Origin of the sequence: Antarcticimicrobium sediminis (assembly GCF_004348975.1) — a bacterium.
Classification (GTDB): Bacteria; Pseudomonadota; Alphaproteobacteria; order Rhodobacterales; family Rhodobacteraceae; genus Antarcticimicrobium; species Antarcticimicrobium sediminis.
Genome location: NZ_SMFP01000002.1, coordinates 54,097 through 72,484 on the forward strand (window position 1 = coordinate 54,097; position 18,388 = coordinate 72,484).

The 18,388-nt window shown below is 64.3% G+C and carries 19 protein-coding genes; 14 read left to right on the forward strand and 5 right to left on the reverse strand.

Features of this window, described 5'->3' with window-relative positions:
• Positions 1-7 precede the first annotated feature (7 nt).
• The 4 genes from E1B25_RS03550 to E1B25_RS03565 all read left to right on the forward strand — a co-directional run bounded on the left by E1B25_RS03550 (position 8) and on the right by E1B25_RS03565 (position 2,855).
• A complete protein-coding gene (locus E1B25_RS03550; protein ID WP_132827303.1) occupies positions 8-532 on the forward strand; it encodes a DUF2478 domain-containing protein in 525 nt (174 codons plus the stop codon).
• A gap of 114 nt (positions 533-646) precedes the next feature.
• Positions 647-1,351, forward strand: coding sequence for an ABC transporter permease (locus tag E1B25_RS03555; RefSeq protein ID WP_132827304.1), 705 nt, complete (start codon positions 647-649; stop codon positions 1,349-1,351).
• Positions 1,345-2,055 (forward strand): ATP-binding cassette domain-containing protein, encoded by a 711-nt coding sequence (locus E1B25_RS03560; RefSeq protein ID WP_132827305.1) that lies wholly within the window; start codon positions 1,345-1,347, stop codon positions 2,053-2,055. The genes E1B25_RS03555 and E1B25_RS03560 overlap by 7 nt, the downstream gene beginning before the upstream one ends.
• Positions 2,052-2,855: an ABC transporter substrate-binding protein gene (locus E1B25_RS03565; protein WP_132827306.1), complete on the forward strand. Its 804-nt coding sequence runs from the start codon at positions 2,052-2,054 to the stop codon at positions 2,853-2,855. Before E1B25_RS03560 ends, E1B25_RS03565 begins: the two co-directional genes overlap by 4 nt.
• A gap of 94 nt (positions 2,856-2,949) precedes the next feature.
• Here the strand turns inward: E1B25_RS03565 and E1B25_RS03570 are convergent, their stop codons facing one another.
• The 5 genes from E1B25_RS03570 to E1B25_RS03590 form a co-directional block, all read right to left on the reverse strand.
• Positions 2,950-3,429, reverse strand: a complete 480-nt coding sequence (locus E1B25_RS03570; RefSeq protein WP_132827307.1) for a DUF6505 family protein — start codon at positions 3,427-3,429, stop codon at positions 2,950-2,952.
• A 4-nt stretch (positions 3,430-3,433) separates the two neighbouring features.
• Complete coding sequence (locus E1B25_RS03575) at positions 3,434-4,168, reverse strand: biotin/lipoate--protein ligase family protein (protein ID WP_132827308.1); 735 nt, start codon at positions 4,166-4,168, stop codon at positions 3,434-3,436.
• Entirely contained in the window at positions 4,165-5,232 is a 1,068-nt protein-coding gene (locus E1B25_RS03580) for an Mrp/NBP35 family ATP-binding protein (protein ID WP_132827309.1), read from the reverse strand. Before E1B25_RS03580 ends, E1B25_RS03575 begins: the two co-directional genes overlap by 4 nt.
• Positions 5,229-5,429, reverse strand: coding sequence for a DUF6494 family protein (locus E1B25_RS03585; protein ID WP_132827310.1), 201 nt, complete (start codon positions 5,427-5,429; stop codon positions 5,229-5,231). The genes E1B25_RS03580 and E1B25_RS03585 overlap by 4 nt, the downstream gene beginning before the upstream one ends.
• Positions 5,430-5,501: 72 nt before the next feature.
• Positions 5,502-7,472, reverse strand: a complete 1,971-nt coding sequence (locus E1B25_RS03590) for a 4Fe-4S binding protein (RefSeq protein WP_132827311.1) — start codon at positions 7,470-7,472, stop codon at positions 5,502-5,504.
• Positions 7,473-7,843: 371 nt separating this feature from the next.
• On the opposite strand from E1B25_RS03590, the gene E1B25_RS03595 reads away from it, so the two are divergent.
• The 10 genes from E1B25_RS03595 (at position 7,844) to E1B25_RS03635 (ending at position 18,375) form a co-directional block, all read left to right on the forward strand.
• A complete protein-coding gene (locus tag E1B25_RS03595) occupies positions 7,844-8,386 on the forward strand; it encodes a DUF3305 domain-containing protein (RefSeq protein WP_132827701.1) in 543 nt (180 codons plus the stop codon).
• Positions 8,386-9,018, forward strand: a complete 633-nt coding sequence (locus E1B25_RS03600; protein ID WP_132827312.1) for a DUF3306 domain-containing protein — start codon at positions 8,386-8,388, stop codon at positions 9,016-9,018. The genes E1B25_RS03595 and E1B25_RS03600 overlap by 1 nt, the downstream gene beginning before the upstream one ends.
• Before the next feature lie 18 nt (positions 9,019-9,036).
• A complete protein-coding gene (locus E1B25_RS03605) occupies positions 9,037-9,648 on the forward strand; it encodes a TorD/DmsD family molecular chaperone (protein WP_132827313.1) in 612 nt (203 codons plus the stop codon).
• Positions 9,649-9,728: 80 nt separating this feature from the next.
• Entirely contained in the window at positions 9,729-9,926 is a 198-nt protein-coding gene (locus tag E1B25_RS03610) for a ubiquinol-cytochrome c reductase iron-sulfur subunit N-terminal domain-containing protein (RefSeq protein WP_132827314.1), read from the forward strand.
• Positions 9,927-10,002: 76 nt separating this feature from the next.
• Complete coding sequence (locus E1B25_RS03615) at positions 10,003-12,897, forward strand: formate dehydrogenase subunit alpha (protein ID WP_132827315.1); 2,895 nt, start codon at positions 10,003-10,005, stop codon at positions 12,895-12,897.
• Positions 12,898-12,909: 12 nt separating this feature from the next.
• Complete coding sequence (fdh3B, locus tag E1B25_RS03620; RefSeq protein ID WP_132827316.1) at positions 12,910-13,503, forward strand: formate dehydrogenase FDH3 subunit beta; 594 nt, start codon at positions 12,910-12,912, stop codon at positions 13,501-13,503.
• A gap of 105 nt (positions 13,504-13,608) precedes the next feature.
• On the forward strand, positions 13,609-14,826 hold the full coding sequence (locus E1B25_RS03625; protein WP_132827317.1) for a formate dehydrogenase subunit gamma: 1,218 nt from the start codon (positions 13,609-13,611) through the stop codon (positions 14,824-14,826).
• 24 nt (positions 14,827-14,850) lie between these two features.
• A complete protein-coding gene (locus E1B25_RS22730; RefSeq protein WP_280960240.1) occupies positions 14,851-14,976 on the forward strand; it encodes a hypothetical protein in 126 nt (41 codons plus the stop codon).
• 32 nt (positions 14,977-15,008) lie between these two features.
• Positions 15,009-16,382 carry a sigma-54-dependent transcriptional regulator gene (locus E1B25_RS03630; protein ID WP_132827318.1) on the forward strand — a complete coding sequence of 458 codons (1,374 nt, stop codon included), beginning with the start codon at positions 15,009-15,011 and terminating at the stop codon, positions 16,380-16,382.
• A complete protein-coding gene (locus E1B25_RS03635) occupies positions 16,375-18,375 on the forward strand; it encodes a sensor histidine kinase (protein ID WP_132827319.1) in 2,001 nt (666 codons plus the stop codon). Before E1B25_RS03630 ends, E1B25_RS03635 begins: the two co-directional genes overlap by 8 nt.
• The last annotated feature ends 13 nt before the right edge of the window (positions 18,376-18,388 follow it).

Sequence of the window (18,388 nt, forward strand, 5' to 3'; positions counted from 1 at the left end):
GTGCGCGATGCTGGGCTATGTGGTGGCAGACGGGCAGGGGGCCGCGGATCTGGTGATCCGGCAGGTGGCCGAGCGGCTGCGCGCGCAAGGCGTGCATCTGGCCGGGGCGGTGCAGGTCAACAGCGACACCGAAATCGAAACGGGCGCAGACGTCAGATGCGAGATGGATCTGCATATCCTGTCGCGTGACACGGTGGTACGCATCAGCCAAAGCCTCGGGGCGTTGTCGCGCGGCTGTCGGCTGGACCCGGGCGGGCTGGAACGCGCGGTCGGGCTGGTGGCCCATGCGCTGGCCGAGGGGCCGGAACTGCTGATCGTCAACAAATACGGCAAGCAGGAGATCGAGGGCCGCGGATTTCGCCCCCTGATCGGCGAGGCGCTGGCCGCAGGTATCCCGGTGCTGACGGCGGTCAACCGGGACAATGTGGCGCAATTCCGCCTCTTTGCCGAGGATCTGGCCGAACCGCTCCCCGGTGAGGCGCAGGCGGTGTTCGAGTGGTGCATGGCGCGGCGGGCGGTGCCTGCGGGCTGAGCGGACCGGGCGGGGACAATTTGTCCGCCCCCTTTGCGGCGAACCCTCAATTTGTCCGTTTCGATGCCCCGCCGCGTATGTAATCTGCTGCAGAACGAGACGGAACACTCTGTAATGAATGACATTCTTCAGGGATTGGCGCGTGCGGCCAAATTGGTGGTGACGCTGAATGCCGACCTTGTGGAGATCACCCTGCTGTCGTTGCAGGTCAGTCTTGGCGCGGCGGTGATCGGCTCGGCCATCGGGTTGCCATTGGGGGCGTGGTTGGCGATCAACCGCTTTCCGGCGCGGCGCATGGTCATCGCGCTGCTCAACGCGCTGATGGGGCTGCCGCCGGTGGTGGTTGGCTTGTTCGTCTATGTGTTGTTCTCCCGTTCTGGGCCGCTCGGGGTGCTGGGGCTGCTGTTCACGCCGACCGCGATGGTGATCGCGCAGGTCATCATCATCACGCCGATCATCGCTTCGGTTGCGCATCAGGCCATCCGCGAACTTTGGGCCGATTACCATGATCTGCTGATCTCGCTTGAGACCACGCACAGCCAACGCATCGCCACCTTGCTTTGGGATGGGCGGCGGGCGCTGATGACGGCCTCGCTTGCCGGGTTTGGCCGCGGTATTGGCGAGGTGGGGGCGATCATGATCGTGGGCGGCAATATCGACCATGCCACCCGGGTGCTGACCACTGCCATCGCGTTGGAAACCGGAAAGGGCGAATTCGACATGGCGCTGGCGCTGGGCTTCGTGCTGATCGGGTTGGCCATCGCGGTAAATCTGACGCTGCATATGCTGTCGCGCACCGAAAGGGGATCAAGATGGTGAACCCGATGATGGTGCTCGACAAGGTCGAGCTGCGCCGGGGCGGGCGGGTCATCGTCGGCCCGATATCGCTGGGCCTGCGTGACGCGGGGGTGACCATGGCGATGGGCCCGAACGGCGCTGGCAAGACCACGCTGCTGCGCGCGCTGCATGGGTTGGAGCGGGTGTCATCGGGGCAGATCCGCTGGGCCGAGAGCGCCGAGGCGCTGCGTGCGCGGCAGGCTTTCGTGTTTCAGACGCCGATCCTGATGCGTCGCTCCGTGCTTGACAGTATCGCCTATCCGCTTCGGCTCAAGGGGGTGTCGCGGGGCGAGGCGCGCGAGCGCGCGGCGGCCTGCGCCGAAACCGTCGGCCTGCGGGTTCGTCTGAAAAAGGACGCGAGCACCCTGTCCGGGGGCGAAAAGCAGAAAATGGCGCTGGCGCGGGCGCTGATCACGGAGCCGGCGCTGCTGTTTCTGGACGAGCCTTCGGCCAATCTCGACGGTCGTTCGACCCGAGAGATCGAAGAGATCCTGACCCATATCCGCGCCGGCGGCACGCGGATCGTGATGTCGACCCACGATATCGGACAGGCCAGACGTCTGGCCGATGAGGTGGTGTTTCTGCATGACGGGAGACTTGTCGAACAGGCCTCCAGCGCGGCCTTTTTCGACGCGCCGCAAAGCAACCAAGCCTATGCCTATTTACAGGGAGATATCGTGATATGACGTTCAAGACCCTTCTCGCCGCGGCGCTTTCCGCGGTCTTCGCCGTCGCGGCGCAAGCGCAGGACATGAAGATGTCGGTGACGACCTCGTTCGCCAACTCTGGCCTTGCCGACGTGCTGCTGCCCGAGATCAAGAAAGACACCGGCATCAACGTGCAACTGCTGATCGTGGGTACCGGTCAGGCGCTCAAGCTTGGCGCGCAGGGCGATGTGGATGCGGTTCTGGTTCACGCCAAGGCGGCCGAACTGGCGTGGTTGGCCGAGGGCAATGGCACCCATCGCCGCGAGATCATGTATAATGATTTCATCTTTGTCGGACCTTCGGATGATCCGGCCGGGGTCGCCAAGGCCGACAGGGCGACCGACGCGCTAAGCGCCATTGCCGAGGCAAAGGCCCCCTTTGTCAGCCGTGGCGACAACAGCGGCACCCACAAGATGGAGCTACGCCTGTGGGACGCGGCCGGGATCGCGCCGCAGGGCGATTGGTATCGTGCGGTCGGTCAGGGCATGGGCGCGGCGCTGAACACCGCATCGGGGATGAACGCCTATCTCATGTCGGATCGCGCCAGCTGGCTGAAATTCGCCAACAAGGGCGATCTGAAACTGGTCTATGAGGGCGACCCGATCCTGTTCAACCAATATGCCTATATGCCGGTGAACCCCACGAAACACCCGCATGCGAAAAACGATCTGGCCAATACGCTCGAAGCCTGGCTGGTCAGCGATCGCGCCAAGGAACTGATCGACGGCTATACGCTGAACGGTGAAAAGCTGTTTACCTTCAACGCCACGGTCGATTGATCCCGCATCACCCGGTCAAAGGGCGCGCGCCGGACCCCGGCGGGCGCCCGTTTTGTTTGTCAGACGTCATGTGCAAGGCGTTATCCTAAAGGCGTCACTCGTCCAGCGTGCCGTGGATGGCGAATTGATCCAGCCCGGCCTCGGTCGCCTCGATAAAGCGATACTCCTCGCGCACCCCGGCGCTGGTCAGCTCGCGCCGCACGGTCAACACCGTGTTGGCGTCATGCTCCGCACAGAGCTCGGCCATGTGTTTCAGCTCATCATGGGCGACTGGCAAGGCGGCCTCAAGCGCGGGCGCGCCATAGATCTCGATGAAATGGCGGGCCAGTTGATCGGCCAGCGCATCGAGCTCGGGTGGCTCGATCCGGGTGACGGCGACAAAGGTGACCCGTCCGAAGGTCTCGACGCCGAGCCAGCCGTTGGCAAAGGCCTGCCGTGCCTTGCCGGTCAGATCGGCCTCGCTCCAGTTGGAGAATTCAAATCCGCCGCTGATTGCCCATTCCCCGGTGCGGGCGGGCAGGTGGAACACATTGCGGTCGCTTTCGTCGAAATGGATGGCTCGGGCCAGCAACATGGGATCAAACCTCTTCCAGAAGGGTGCTCAGCGAGATCAGGCGGGTATCGCCGGTATCCGGTTTCAACACCATGCCGAAATCCTCGTCCACGCCCAGAAAGGTGCCCTGCGGCCGCTCGTCAGACAGCGGTACGGTGACCGTCTCGCCCAGTTTCCACACCAGCCCCTTCCATTCGCGGTACAGGGCGGCGCGGCCCTTTGCGCTGTCCAACTCATGCAGCCAGACAAGGCTGTGGCGCGCCCAGGCTTCCAGCAGGGCGAGGGGATCGATATCGCCGCAGCCCTCCTGCGCCAGCGCGGTCCAGTCCGGCGTTTGCCCCGGCTCAAGGTCGTCGCCGTCGGGCAGGGTCAGCGTCAGGTCCAGCCCGATCACCATCCAGTCGGGCGTGGCGGCCGGGTCACGCGGGCTGGCGCTCACATGCAGCCCGCCACAATGCCCGCCGTTCAGGCGAATGCCGCCGGTCCATTCCAGATGCACGGCGGTTTCCGGCGGGGCGAGCGCGCCGATGGCGTTCTGCAACCCGACGCCACAGGCGCAAAAGGCGGCCATGGCGCTGTGCAGCGGCTCTTCCGGGGCCAGCACCAGCGCCGCGCGCAGCCGCTCCTCGGTCAGGGACCAAGGCAACAGCCCGGCATCGGTGCCGCGCGCGGCCTCGGTACAGGCGATGGTGAAGGGATTCGCCGGACCAGCCGCCAACCCCTTCATCAAGGGCGGAAATTGCGGCGTCAGAAGGATCATGCCCGCCCCTCGGCGATCAGGTTTCGGGCCAGTGCGCGAAACGCCTGCGCCGGGGCAGAGTCCGGTTGCGACACCACGATCGGCGCGCCGCCGTCAGAGGTGGTGCGGATGTTGATGTCCAGCGGCAGTTCGGCCAACAGCGGCACGCCCATCTTTTCGGCCTCGGCCGCCACGCCGCCATGACCAAAGATATGTTCGACATGGCCGCAGTTGGAGCAGACATGCATGCTCATGTTCTCGATCAGGCCAAAGATCGGGGTCTTGAGCTTGTTGAACATGTCGATCCCCTTGCGCGCATCCAGAAGCGCCACGTCCTGCGGGGTCGAAACCATGATCGCGCCGTCCAGATGGGTTTTCTGCGCCAACGTCATCTGCACGTCGCCGGTGCCCGGCGGCAGATCGACGATCAGCACATCAAGCGCGCCCCATTGCACCTGAAACAGCATTTGCTGCAGCGCGCCCATCAACATCGGTCCGCGCCAGACCACGGCCTCGTTCTCCTGCGTCAGCAGGCCCAGCGACATCAAGGTGACCCCGTGGTTGCGCAGCGGCAGGATGGTCTTGCCATCGGGCGAGGCGGGCCGCCCCGACACCCCCAGCATACGCGGCTGCGACGGCCCGTAGATATCGGCGTCGAGCAGCCCCACCCTGCGACCCTCGGCGGCCAGCGCGCAGGCGAGGTTGGCCGAGACGGTGGATTTCCCGACCCCGCCCTTGCCCGAGGCGATGGCGATGATCCGCTCGACCCCGGGCACCTTTTCGGGGCCGCCGGGCTTGGGGTGGCCACCGATCTTCAGATCCGGCGGCTTGGGCGCGCTGGCATGGGCGGTCAGCACGGCCGAAACCTGCGCCACCCCCGGCAGCGCCTTAACCTTGGCCTCGGCCTCGGCAAGGGTCGGTTCCATCCGGGCGGCGCGGGCCGGGTCGGTCTCCAGTACAAAGCGCACGGTGCCACCCTCAACCGTCAGCGCCCGCACCATGCCGGCGGTGACGATATCCTTGCCGCCGACCGGGTCGATGATCCCGCGCAGGGCCCCCAGAACGTCTTCGCGGGTTGCGCTCATGCTGCGGGGCCCTCGATTTCACCTTCGACCACATGCTCCATGTCCAACCCTTCGATGGTCAGAACCATGCGGATCGGGTGCGCCTTGCCCGCGGCCTCTGGCCCGGCCTTGCGCATGGCCTCTTCAATCGCCTGTTGCGAGGTGACCCCGACTTGTTTCAGGAACTTTCGCATCGACATGTTGAGTTTGTCATCCATCGGAGACTCCTGTGGTTGGTGGTGATGGGTGCCGCCCGGGGCGGTGGTGTCCTTGGCTTGTCAGAGCGCGCCTCAATGATCGCGGCGCTGGCCGAAATAATCCTCGGTGGTGCGCACGCGGGGACGCTCGCGCGAGGCCATGGGGTTGTTGTCCTTGTGGTACTGCGCCTTGATGCGGCAGTCGTCGCACATCTGGATCAGGCGTTCCGTCCCGTTTCCCGAGAACATCGCGTGCTTGCCGGCGAGCGTTGCGACGATCTTTTCAACGGTCGATTTCACGCCAAAGGCAGCGCCACATTCGATGCAGCAAAACGGCTCTTCCTCGTTCAGAACCCGCTGCGACATCGCCGCGTCGGTGGGATCGAACCGCGGCTCCAGCGTGATTGCGCTTTCCGGGCAGATGGTTGCGCAGATCCCGCATTGCAGGCAGGCGTCCTCCTGAAACCTCAGTTGCGGCAGGTCGGGGTTATCCAGCAGCGCCCCGGACGGGCAAAGCGAGACGCAGGACAGGCACAGCGTGCATTTGTCGCCATCCACCAGTACCGCGCCATAGGGCGCGCCGACCGGCAGCGGAACCGGGGTGTCCTGTTGCGGCATCAGCGTTCTGGCGGCCAGCCGCGCAACCTGACGGCGGTCCCCCATCAGCAGGACGGGGGCGATATCCGTGGCGCTGTCGGCGGCGCTGGAGGTCTGGGCATAAAGCGCATCGCTCATGGCGTCGGGCGTGTCTACGTCCAGCAGGGCGACGCGATCCCCTGCGCCCATGGCGGCGGCCAGCGCGATTTCATAAGTGATCGGGTCGCGCTCGCTGCGCGGGCTTGGCAGGATGTCGACCCCGGCAAAGCCCGAGGCCAGCGCGGCCAATATCTCCGCATGGCCAAACCCGGCCAGCGCGGGCACCGCCAGCGGGATCACATCGGCGGGCAAACCGCGCCCGAATCGGGCCGAAAGCGCGATCATCTCGGCGCCGTGGTCCTCGTCATGCACCAGCAGATGCGGGGCGCTGCCCCCGGCGGCGCGAAAGGCCTCGGACAGGGTGCGGATGCGGGCGATCAGATGCGCGACCGGCGGCGCGTCATACTTGATCGCGCCCGAGGGACAGAGCGAGGAACAGGCGCCGCAGCCCGCGCAGATCATCGGATCGACGGTGACACTGTCGCCTGCAGGCGAGAAGGCCCCGGTCGGGCAGATGTCGAGACAGCGCGTACAACCGACCTGACCGGCGCGCGAATGGGCGCACAGATGCTCCTCCAGTGTCAGGAAAAGCGTCTTTTCAAAGGTCCCGACCATCTGCGCGATCTCGAATACCGCCTCCGCGATCGCCGTGGCGCTGCCCGGATCGGCGCGCAGATAACCGTCGCGCTTGTGCGGGGCGGGAAACAGCGGCGTGGTCCCGGACAGATCAAGGATCAGGTCGCAGAGCGTTTCTGCCCCGTCGCGCGGCGCAGTGAGGGAAAAGTCGCCGCGCCCGCCGGGCTCCACGATCCGCAGCCGGTCCAGCCGCAGGGTGAAATTGCCGAAACTGCCCTGCGCCCGCTTCAGATCGCCCGTGATCACCTCATAGCGGCGCGACAGCGGCAGATCCTCGGTGCCGTCAAGCAGCAACACGGTCACCGCCAGCGTATCGGCCAACCGCTCGGCCGCGGGCAGGGCGACACGGGCCGGGCCGATGATCAGGCAGAGCCCGTCAGAGGTGACGTCGATCGTCTTGACCGGCGGCGGGGCCAGCCGGGCCTCGGCGATCAGGGCGGACATTTTGGCCGTGCTGTCGCCGTCCTCGCTCCAGCCGGCGCGATCCCGGATGTCGACACAAAGCGGCGCGGGGCGCTCCAGTTCGGCGGCCAGTTCCTCAAACCGTGGCGCTTCCTGAGCACAGGCAATGACAACGTCGCCGTCGCTGATCGCCTTGGCGGCACTGTCGATTGCGCGGGTGCACAAAGCGGTGTGGACGCGGGAACAGGGCAGGCCGGTCGCATGGCTCAAAGCCGCGCGATCCACGGATTGACTGCCAAGACAATCACATAAAATCAGTTGCTTAGTCATGTGCCCCTCTCCCCGGTGCTGCGCCTTTGCTGTGACGGCGATGCGCTGGTGCGGCGCGATGCTAGGCACGAAACGTCACAGCCCGTAAAGCAGAAATGGGGTGATTCGTCGAATTTCGCCGGAATAATAGGTGACAAAAAGACATGGATTTGGGCGGTTGGGACAATTCGTCTATGCGACAATCTGGGGTACTGCCCAAAGTGGACAATTTGTCCTGCCGTTTGCGGGTTTGAAGCGAAAAGCAGCGATTCGCCAAGTTTGCTGTTGGCGGCAGGGATGGGCTGTCGTCAATTAGGGGCGAGAGACTGGCGCGCTACGGAACGTCGAACGCGGGGGAGGCATCAGGACGAATGGCTGTTATCTGCGAATCCATGCCTTTGGGCATTGTCGTTCGGAAAACGCCGGGGGTGACCCGGTGGCAGAAATGGTCGTGGAAAGTCGTTGCTGTCCTTCCCGGGGCGGGCCCCGCAGATTGGCGCGAATTGCGCCGCGAGGGGGAGGCGGCGGAATATCACGCCGCGACCCTGACCCTGACGTTGTATTCCTCGGATACCGAGGCCTATCTTGTCGCCCTCTCGGCCAAGACGCCGGGTCTCTATGTCGTTTTGGGGGACCAGACCGACCCCGAGGCGCAGATGCCTTGGCGGCCCGAGCTGGTGACGGTCTCGGCCTATGAGGGGCAGGGCTACGCCGAAAGCGGCGAGGGGCTGGTGGAACTGGTACCGATGCCGCTTGGGCTGATCGGCTGGGTGCGCGATTTCGTGGCCGAACATCATGTCGAAGAGGTCTTTATCAAGCGCAAGCGCGACCGCCAGCGGGTTGATCTGGTCGAGGACGGCAAGGGCGATCCGCGCATTCGCCAGATCAGCGATGTCTACCGCGCGCCGCGCGGGATCACCCGGGGGGATGGCTGATGGGGCTGGACCGGGACACCGGGGATTTCTGGTCGCGCCGCCGCGCCGCTGTCCGGGCCGAGGCGGAGGCCGAAGCGACCGCACGGCTTGTTGCCGAGCGGGCAGGTGCCGAGGCAGAGCGCGCCCGTGCCGAGGCCGACAGGCCAGACGAAGATCTGCTGCGGGACTTGGGCCTGCCCGATCCCGACACGCTGGAAAGCGGCGATGATTTCGCCGCCTTCATGCAACAGGCCGTGCCGGAGCGATTGCGGCGCCGGGCGTTGCGGCGGCTGTGGACCTCCAATCCGGTGCTGGCCAATCTCGACGGGCTGACCGACTACAGCGATGATTTCACCGACGCGGCCATGGTGGTGCCGGATATGCGCACGGCCTATGAGGTTGGGCGCGGCATGTATGAACATGTCCGCACATTGGTGCAGGATGCGACAGCCGAGGCGACCGAGGCCGATCCGACGAACTCCGCCGAAGGGGCCGATCTGGATGCCAGCGCCACGCCGATTCCGGATGCGCCCGATGCCGCCTCCCGCCTGCGCGAAACTGTCGAGCAAGAGGTGCCGGTCGAAGAGATGGGCGAACAGCCCGCCCCGGCAACACCTGCCCGCCGCCACATGCGCTTTGCGTTTGAAAGCTGATCGAGGAGATCGCCCCAGATGACCCAGGCCGCCCAGACCGAACAGACGATCCCCGAAGAGGACAAGCTGCGCGCGGATCTCTATGATTTCCTGTCGGCGCTGCTGGCCGGGCCGCCGTCGCGCGGCTTGCTTGATCAGACCGCCCGGTTGAGCGGTGACAGCGCACCGATGGGGCAGGCGATTTCTACGCTGGCCAAGCTGGCCGGAAAGACCACCGAAAAAGGTGTCGAGGGGGAATTCAACGACCTTTTCATCGGCATGGGCCGGGGCGAACTTGTACCCTATGCCAGCTATTACATGACCGGTTTCCTGAATGAAAAACCGCTGGCGGCGCTGCGGACGGACATGGCGGCGCGCGCCATCCAGCGCGCCCCGAATGTCTATGAGCCCGAGGACAACATCGCGAGTGTGTTGGAGATGATGGCCGGGTTGATCGAGGGCCGCTTTGGCGCGGCCGAGACGCTGGCGCAGCAGCGCACGTTCTTCAACCGCCATATCGGCCCCTGGGCCGCGCATTTCTTTTCCGATCTCGAAGCGGCCAAAACCTCGATCTTCTATGCGCCGGTGGGCCGCATCGGGCGGCTTTTCATGGAGATCGAGCGCGAGGCCTTTCGCATGGCCGGACAGTGACAACAGGCCGGCGGGCCCTTTGGGCCGCAGGCAGGCGCGGGTGGCAAACGCCCGTTGGACAACGAGGAAGGAACATCAAGATGGCTGAGACATCCAACAGCGACAAGACCAACCGCCGCGATTTTCTCAAGCTCGCGGCCAGTTCGGCCCCCGCCGCCGTCGTGGCCGTGGCGGCGAGCGGCAGCGAGGCGGCAGCGGCAAGCGACGCCGGGGCCAAGACAAGCGGCCTGCAAGATACCCCACAGACCCGCGCCTATTACGAGACGGCCCGGTTCTGAAGCCAGATCCCCCCGGCAAACCGGGGGCCAAGCAAGCGCTGCGGTGCCCGGCACCGTGCAAGCAAGGGAGAGAATGATGCTCAGGAAAAAGACAGGCGGAGGGTCACGCAGTGCCCATCGGACACCGCTTTTGGCCGCAGTTGCCGAAAAATCCGTTGATCGCCGGGCCTTCCTTCGGGGCTCGGGGCTGGCCATCGGCGGGCTCACCGCGCTGGGCGTGACGGGGGGAACCGTCACCCGCGCCGATGCGCAGACGGCAGCCACCCGCGCCGTGGATATGGTGAAATCGGTTTGTACACATTGCTCGGTCGGTTGTACCGTGATGGCCGAGGTGGATAACGGCGTCTGGATCGGACAGGAGCCCGGCTATGACAGCCCGTTCAACCTGGGCAGCCATTGCGCCAAGGGGGCGGCGGTGCGCGAACATGCGCATGGCGAGCGGCGCCTGAAATATCCGATGAAGAAAGAGGGCGGCGCGTGGAAGCGGATCAGCTGGGAGCAGGCGATCGACGAGATCGGCGATCAGATGCTGCAAATCCGCGACGAAAGCGGCCCGGACAGCGTGTATTGGCTGGGCTCGGCCAAGCATAGCAACGAACAGGCCTATCTGTTCCGCAAGTTCGCCGCCTATTGGGGCACCAACAACGTCGACCACCAGGCGCGGATCTGCCACTCGACCACCGTGGCGGGCGTGGCGAACACATGGGGCTACGGCGCCATGACCAACAGCTACAACGATATTCACAAGTCTCAGGCGATCTTCGTGATCGGCGGCAACCCGGCCGAGGCGCACCCGGTTTCGCTGCTGCACCTGCTGAAGGCCAAGGAAGAGAACAACGCGCCGCTGATCGTCTGCGACCCGCGTTTCACCCGCACCGCCGCCCATGCCGACGAATATGTGCGGTTCCGCCCCGGCACCGATGTGGCGCTGGTCTGGGGGCTGTTGTGGCACATCTTTGAAAACAGCTGGGAAGACAGGGAATTCATTCGCACCCGTGTCTGGGGTATGGACCAGATCCGCGACGAGGTGAAAAAGTGGACCCCGGAAGAGACCGAGCGCGTCACCGGCGTGCCCGGCAGCCAGTTGGAGCGGGTGGCACGCACCCTGGCCAACAATCGCCCCGGCACCGTGATCTGGTGCATGGGCGGCACCCAGCACAGCAACGGCAACAGCAACACCCGGGCCTATTGCATCCTGCAACTGGCGCTGGGCAACATGGGCGTCGCTGGCGGCGGCACCAATATCTTTCGCGGCCATGACAACGTGCAGGGCGCGACCGATTTGGGCGTGCTCAGCCATACGCTGCCGGGCTATTACGGATTGGCCGACGGTGCCTGGGCCCATTGGGGCCGGGTCTGGGGCGAGGATATGGACTGGCTGAAAGGCCAATTCCAGATCGAGAAGGATGCCGAGGGCAAGGAAACCAACCTGATGACCCGCACCGGCATTCCGGTGTCGCGCTGGATCGACGGCGTTCTGGAAGACAAGGAGAATATCGACCAGCCCGACAACGTCCGCGCGATGGTTCTGTGGGGGCATGCGCCCAACTCTCAGACCCGCATGACCGAAATGAAGACGGCGATGGAAAAGCTGGACATGCTGGTTGTCGTCGACCCTTATCCGACGGTTTCGGCGGTGCTGCAGGACCGCACCGACGGGGTCTATCTGCTGCCGGCCGCGACCCAGTTCGAGACCCGCGGCTCGGTCACGGCCTCGAACAGGTCGGTCCAGTGGCGCGAGCAGGTGGTGGCCCCGCTGTTCGAATCCAAGCCGGATCACGTGATCATCGCCAAGTTCGCCAACAAGTTCGGCTTTGCCGATCGTCTTTTCCGCAATATCGAAATGGAAGACGACGAGACGCCGAACATCGAAAGCGTGCTGCGCGAAATCAACACCGGCATGTGGACGGTCGGCTATACCGGCCAGTCGCCAGAGCGGCTGAAGCTGCACATGGCCAACCAGCACACCTTTGACAGGACCACCTTGCAGGCCGTGGGCGGCCCGGCCGATGGGGATTACTATGGTCTGCCCTGGCCGTGCTGGGGCACGCCAGAGATGAACCACCCAGGCACGCCGAACCTGTATGACATGTCCAAACCGGTCTCAAAGGGCGGGCTGACCTTCCGGGCGCGCTTTGGCGTGGAGCGGGATGGCGACAATCTTCTGGCCGAGGGTGTCTATAGTCAGGGCTCCGAGATCCAGGACGGATACCCCGAGTTCACCATGCAAATGCTGATGGATCTTGGCTGGGATGGTGACCTGACCGGCGAAGAACGGGCCGCGATTGATGCGGTGGCCGGGCCCAAGACCAACTGGAAAACCGATCTTTCGGGGGGCATCCAGCGGGTGGCGATCAAGCATGAATGCGCGCCCTTCGGCAATGCCAAGGCCCGCGCGGTCGTGTGGACCTTCCCGGACCCGGTGCCGGTGCACCGCGAGCCGCTCTATAGCAATCGGCGCGATCTGGTGGCGGAATATCCGACCTATGAGGATCGCAAATTCTATCGCCTTCCAACGCTTTACGCCTCGATCCAGAAGCAGGACTTCAGCCAGGATTACCCGATCATCCTGACCTCGGGGCGTTTGGTGGAATACGAGGGCGGCGGCGACGAAACCCGGTCGAACCCGTGGCTGGCCGAGTTGCAGCAAGACATGTTCGTCGAGATCAATCCGCGCGACGCCAACAATCTGGGGGTGCGTGCCGGGGCGCAGGTCTGGGTCGAGGGGCCCGAGGGCGGCAAGGTCAAGGTGATGGCGATGGTCACTGAACGGGTGGGGCCGGGGGTTGCCTTCATGCCCTTCCACTTTGGCGGCCATTTTCAGGGCAAGGATTTGCGCGACAAGTATCCGGAGGGGGCCGACCCCTATGTTCTGGGCGAATCCACAAACACCGCCCAGACCTATGGGTACGACGTGGTCACCCAGATGCAGGAGACCAAGGCCACTCTCTGCAAGATCAGCGCAGCATAAGGAGTCGACACAATGGCACGAGTGAAATTCCTCTGCGACGCCGAGCGCTGCATCGAGTGCAACGCCTGCGTCACCGCCTGCAAGAACGAACATGAGGTGCCTTGGGGCATCAACCGTCGGCGGGTGGTTACCATCAACGACGGCTCTCCCGGCGAACGCTCGATCTCGATCGCCTGCATGCACTGTTCCGACGCGCCCTGTATGGCCGTCTGCCCGGTGGATTGCTTTTACCAGACCGAGGATGGGATCGTCCTGCACTCCAAGGATCTGTGCATCGGCTGCGGCTATTGCTTTTACGCCTGTCCCTTTGGCGCGCCGCAATATCCGCAGGCGGGCAATTTCGGATCGCGCGGCAAGATGGATAAATGCACCTTCTGCGCTGGCGGCCCGGAAGAGGACAATTCCAGCGCCGAGTTCGCCAAATATGGCCGCAACCGGATCGCCGAGGGCAAGCTGCCGCTTTGCGCCGAGATGTGTTCGACCAAGGCGCTGCTGGCCGGGGATGGCGACATGGTTTCGGCGATCTATCGCGAACGGGTCGTGGCCCGCGGGTTTGGCTCGGGGGCCTGGGGATGGGGCACCGCCTACGAGAAAAAGGCGAACTGATCCCGACCTTTTCCATGCGTCTGAAATCGGGCGCATGGGCTATACTCTGTGCCCGCGGTGATCGACACCGCGGGCCAATGCTTTGACTGCATGGGAAAATCGGCTATGGCGATCATCACCCACAGACTGTTGGCTTTCATCGCAGCGCTGATGCTTGTGCTGCTGCAGGCTGGCGCTGGGACCGCGCAACAGGCCGCCGCAGATCCGCATGCGGCGACCGGTGGGGCGCAGACGCTTGAGGATATTCTGGCCCGCCAGCGCGGCGAAGCGGTAGATGATGATTTCCGGCGTGGGGCGACGGGGGATCCGTCAGCCGCTGCACCGATCACCGGCCAACTCGGTACCTTGGGCGGCGTGTCGGACCCGGAGCTGTGGCGCGCGTTGCGCTATGGCACCGCCGATGTGATTGTGTCCTCGCGCGCCCCGGCGGCTGCGGTGGTCATTCAGGACAGCGGCATGCGCTGGCTGGCGTTTCGTGAGGGGCCGCTGGCAACCTATGGTGGCTATCTTCTGCTGGGGGTGCTGGTTGCGCTTTTGCTGTTCTACCTGCTGCGGGGACGGATCCGGATCGACGGCGAAAAGACCGGCATCCCGATCCTGCGGTTTTCCGCGATCGAACGGTTCGCGCATTGGCTGTTGGCCGGATCTTTCGTGTTGCTTGGCATCACCGGGCTGACATTGCTGTTCGGGCGTATGGCGATCATCCCGCTGCTCGGCAAAGAAAGCTATGCCCCCCTCGCACACGCCGGGAAATGGGTGCACAACAATGTCTCATGGGCCTTCATGCTGGGGCTGGTGTTGGTCACCCTGTTCTGGCTGGTGCACAACATCCCCAACCGACACGATCTGAAATGGCTGGCGCAGGCGGGCGGGATGTTCTCCAAAGGGGTTCATCCGCCGGCCAAGAAATTCAATGCCGGTCAAAAGCTGATCTTCTGGGGCGTGCTGGTGCTGGGGGTGTCGATCTCGGTGTCGGGGCTGTCGTTGCTGTTCCCGTTCCAGATATCCCTGTTCGCCGGAACCTTCGAGACGTTGAACAACCTAGGTCTGCCACAATTGGTCGGGCTGGACGCGCTGCCCTCGTCGCTGCTGCCGCATCAGGAAATGCAACTGGCCCAACTGTGGCATGCCATCGTCGCCTTTCTGTTCATCGCCATGATCCTCGCGCATATCTATCTGGGCAGCATCGGGATGGAGGGGGCGTTTGATGCCATGGGCTCGGGGCAGGTCGATGAGCAATGGGCCAAGGAACACCATGGGCTTTGGTACGAAGAAGTGACCGGAAAGCCCGCCCATGATCCAACCCACCACGCGGCAGACTAAGACCGCCAGACGGGGAAAAGACCGATGAAGAGCATGTATCTGGCGTTCCTGACCCTTGCGGTGCTTACTGTGGTGGCCGACTATGGGCTGCACCGGGCGGGGTTCTCGGTGCAGGATGTGACCTCGGGGCCGGCGGTTCGTTTGGATTGACCCGCCCCATCGCAAAAGGCCACATTCCCTCCATGAAGATAGCGGCGCAGACACCGCCCGGTGGTGGATCGGGCAGGGATCAATCCCAGATTGACCGTGCGATCCGGCATGTCTCGATCCTTGTGGTCGATGACGAGCCGGGGATGCGCAACTATCTCCTGCGCACGTTGCAACCCCGTTGCAAACGGATCGAGGCCGCAGCCAGCGCCGAGGAGGCCTCAAAGCTGCTGGACAAACAGCATTTCGACCTCGTGTTGCTCGACAATGTGATGCCGGGGCGCTCTGGGCTGGACTGGCTGAAGGAACAGCGCCGGGTCGGGTTCTTTGCCGAGGTGATCCTGATCACCGCCTATGCCGATCTTGATACCGCGATTCAGGCGCTGCGGGTCGGGGCCTCGGATTTCGTGTTGAAACCGTTCCGCTCCAACCAGATCCTGAACGTGATCAACCGCTGCATGGACCAACGTTACCTGCGGCGCGAGAATTTCCTGCTGAAATACGAATTGCAGGCCGACAACCTTGCCGCGCGGGGCCGGTTGATCGGGAAATCTCCGGGGATAGACGGGGTGCGCCAGACCTTGGAAAAGGTCGCGCCGATGCGTACGCCGGTGCTGTTCACCGGCGCCAGCGGTACCGGCAAGGAAATCGCCGCGCGGACGCTGCACGCCATGTCAGAGCGCGCCGACAAGCCTTTCGTGCCGATCAACTGTGCCGCCGCCTCGCCCGAACGGCTTGCCGCGGATCTGTTCGGGGAATTGGACCACCCCAGTGGCGACGGGCTTTTGGTGCAGGCCTCTGGCGGCACCTTGTTCCTTGATGAGGTGGCCGAACTGCCGCTGCCGCTGCAGGCGTCGCTTTTGCGGGTGATTGAGGATGGCCGTGTCCGTCTTGGCGGGGCCGAGCGCGAGGTGCCGCTGAACCTGCGCTTTGTCTTCGCCAGCAATGCCGATCTGGAGGCGGAAATGCAGCAGGGGCGGGTGCGCGCCGATTTCTATCACCGGATCAATGTCCTTACGGTGCATATGCCGCAGTTGCGTGACCGGGTCGGCGACATCCCGGAACTGGCCGAACTGTTCATGGGCAAACTGTCTCGCCAGTTGGGCGTCGCGCCTTTGCCACTGTCGGAAACCGTGCTGTTCAATCTGGCGCGCTATGACTGGCCCGGCAACGTGCGCGAGTTGCGCAATCAGATCGAACGGGCGCTGATATTGGGAGAGTTCCCGCCAGAATTCGCCGGCAGCGCGGATGAGACCGGAGCCGAGCCGGTGGAATCGTTGCACGCGGTTGAACGCCGCCACATCCTGACCGTGCTCGAGGCCTGCGGCGGCAACCGCGCCGAGGCCGCGCGTCGGCTCGGCGTCTCGCGTAAGACGGTCGACCGGAAATGCGCGATGTGGAATGTCTGACAGCGCCACGCGGCCGGTGGCTTTGCGTCATACGGTGCGGGCGCGACTGCTGGCCATTGCGTTGTTGCCGGTTCTTTTCCTGCTGCCGCTGCTGCTGGTCACATCGGTCCGCAACTGGAACCATCGCTTTGACGAGGTTCTGATCGCCAAGGTGGCGGGCGAATTGACGGTGGCGCACCAGCATCTTGCCGGGCTGATGGAGCGGCGCGGCGCCGATATTTCGGCGCTAGGCCTGTCGGCGCTTTTTCAGCGGTTGAGCGCGGATCCGGCCCGTCTCGGTGATTTTCTGGAGGCGCAGCGCCGGGATATGGGGCTCGATTTTCTGTATTTCGTCGACGCTGCGGGCAATACGATCCTCTCCGGGGGATCAGACCGTCTTGCGGATCCGCGCGGCTGGCCGGTGGTGCAGGCCGCCTTGTCCGGGCGTCGCAAGATCGAAATCGACGTCTTTGATGCCGCGCAGCTTTCGGCGCTCTCGCCTGATCTTGCCACCCGCACCCGGCTGGATCTGGTGCCGACCCGCGCCGCCGCCCCGACCGCGCGCACCAGCGAGACGCGCGGCATGGTCATCCATGCGGCGGCCCCGGCTTTGGGCGGGGCGCTGGTTGGGGGGCTTTTGTTGAACCGCAACCTTGGGTTCATCGACGAGATCAACGAGCTGGTCTACCCGGTGGGGAGCCTGACGGGGGGCAGTCTGGGCACGGCCTCGCTGTTTCTGGAGGATGTGCGCGTCTCAACCAATGTGCGGATGTTCGAGAATGTGCGCGCGCTGGGCACCCGCGTGTCGGCCGAGGTGCGCCAAAAGGTGCTGGATCATGGGCAGGTCTGGCTGGCGCGGGCCTTTGTGGTGAACGATTGGTATATTTCGGCCTATGAACCGATCCGCGACAGCTTCGGCAAGCGGGTCGGAATGCTGTATGTCGGGTTTCTGGAAAAACCTTTCAAAACAGCGATGTGGCGCACGCATCTGCTGATCGGGGCCGGGTTCCTGTTGGTGATGGTGTTCAGCGTGCCGATCCTGCTGGTCTTTGCCCGCGGGATCTTCAAGCCGCTGGAGCGGATGAACCGGGTCATCGACCGGGTCCATCGCGGGGATCTGGGCGCGCGCTCCAACATCGGGGGCAGGGACGATGAAATCTCGCGCCTTGCCGCGCATCTCGACAGTCTGCTGGATCAGTTGCAGGAACGCGACCGCAAGCTGCGGGACTGGGCCGAAGAGCTGGAGCAGCGCGTGGCCAGCCGCACCCGCGATCTGGAGGAGGCGAACCGGCAGCTGGAGATGACGTCAAAGCAGCTTATCCTGTCGGAAAAGCTGGCCGCGTTGGGTGAGATCACCGCAGGTGTGGCGCATGAGATCAACAATCCGTTGGCGGTAATTCAGGGCAATGTCGACGTGATCTATGACGATCTTGGCCCGGCCGCCGAACCGATGCGCACCGAATTCACCCTGATTCAGGAGCAGATTCAGGCCATCACCCTTCTGGTGACGCGGCTGTTGCGCTTTACCCGCCCCGAAGAGTTCGAGCAGGAGGACGCGGGGCTGGACCCGGATCAGGTGATCCGCAGCACGGTGCCGCTGGTCCAGCATATCTTGTCGAACTCCGGTATCGCGCTGAAGCTGGAGCTTGCCGCCGAAGGCGAGATCGCGATGAACGAGACCGAGCTTCAACAGGTTCTGGTCAATCTGATGATCAACGCCATTCAGGCCATGCCCGAGGGCGGAACCCTGAGCCTGCGCACGCAGGTGCAGGACGCGCATGTGATCATAACCGTGCAGGACACCGGCATCGGCATGGATGCCGAGATTCAGGCGCGCATTTTCGAACCGTTCTTTTCGACCAAACGGTATGAGGGCACCGGGCTTGGGCTGTCGATCACCCGCGACCTTATCGAGCGTGCTGGCGGCGATATCAGCGTCTCCAGCCAGCCGGGCGCGGGCAGCTGTTTCCGGGTGCGGCTGCCATTGTCAGAGCGGACTGTGCGCTCAGCGTGACGCGAGTGCCGCC

What these genes read in the sequence shown, in the direction of transcription:
- E1B25_RS03630 (WP_132827318.1), top strand. Translation starts at nt 15,009, where the DNA reads ATGAAGATAGCGGCGCAGACACCGCCCGGTGGTGGATCGGGCAGGGAT.
- E1B25_RS03635 (WP_132827319.1), top strand. Translation starts at nt 16,375, where the DNA reads ATGTCTGACAGCGCCACGCGGCCGGTGGCTTTGCGTCATACGGTGCGG.
- E1B25_RS03555 (WP_132827304.1), top strand. Translation starts at nt 647, where the DNA reads ATGAATGACATTCTTCAGGGATTGGCGCGTGCGGCCAAATTGGTGGTG.
- E1B25_RS03600 (WP_132827312.1), top strand. Translation starts at nt 8,386, where the DNA reads ATGGGGCTGGACCGGGACACCGGGGATTTCTGGTCGCGCCGCCGCGCC.
- E1B25_RS03595 (WP_132827701.1), top strand. Translation starts at nt 7,844, where the DNA reads ATGCCTTTGGGCATTGTCGTTCGGAAAACGCCGGGGGTGACCCGGTGG.
- E1B25_RS03570 (WP_132827307.1), bottom strand. Translation starts at nt 3,429, where the DNA reads ATGTTGCTGGCCCGAGCCATCCATTTCGACGAAAGCGACCGCAATGTG.
- E1B25_RS03615 (WP_132827315.1), top strand. Translation starts at nt 10,003, where the DNA reads ATGCTCAGGAAAAAGACAGGCGGAGGGTCACGCAGTGCCCATCGGACA.
- fdh3B (WP_132827316.1), top strand. Translation starts at nt 12,910, where the DNA reads ATGGCACGAGTGAAATTCCTCTGCGACGCCGAGCGCTGCATCGAGTGC.
- E1B25_RS03565 (WP_132827306.1), top strand. Translation starts at nt 2,052, where the DNA reads ATGACGTTCAAGACCCTTCTCGCCGCGGCGCTTTCCGCGGTCTTCGCC.
- E1B25_RS22730 (WP_280960240.1), top strand. Translation starts at nt 14,851, where the DNA reads ATGAAGAGCATGTATCTGGCGTTCCTGACCCTTGCGGTGCTTACTGTG.
- E1B25_RS03550 (WP_132827303.1), top strand. Translation starts at nt 8, where the DNA reads ATGCTGGGCTATGTGGTGGCAGACGGGCAGGGGGCCGCGGATCTGGTG.
- E1B25_RS03590 (WP_132827311.1), bottom strand. Translation starts at nt 7,472, where the DNA reads ATGACTAAGCAACTGATTTTATGTGATTGTCTTGGCAGTCAATCCGTG.
- E1B25_RS03610 (WP_132827314.1), top strand. Translation starts at nt 9,729, where the DNA reads ATGGCTGAGACATCCAACAGCGACAAGACCAACCGCCGCGATTTTCTC.
- E1B25_RS03605 (WP_132827313.1), top strand. Translation starts at nt 9,037, where the DNA reads ATGACCCAGGCCGCCCAGACCGAACAGACGATCCCCGAAGAGGACAAG.
- E1B25_RS03575 (WP_132827308.1), bottom strand. Translation starts at nt 4,168, where the DNA reads ATGATCCTTCTGACGCCGCAATTTCCGCCCTTGATGAAGGGGTTGGCG.
- E1B25_RS03585 (WP_132827310.1), bottom strand. Translation starts at nt 5,429, where the DNA reads ATGGATGACAAACTCAACATGTCGATGCGAAAGTTCCTGAAACAAGTC.
- E1B25_RS03580 (WP_132827309.1), bottom strand. Translation starts at nt 5,232, where the DNA reads ATGAGCGCAACCCGCGAAGACGTTCTGGGGGCCCTGCGCGGGATCATC.
- E1B25_RS03560 (WP_132827305.1), top strand. Translation starts at nt 1,345, where the DNA reads ATGGTGAACCCGATGATGGTGCTCGACAAGGTCGAGCTGCGCCGGGGC.
- E1B25_RS03625 (WP_132827317.1), top strand. Translation starts at nt 13,609, where the DNA reads ATGGCGATCATCACCCACAGACTGTTGGCTTTCATCGCAGCGCTGATG.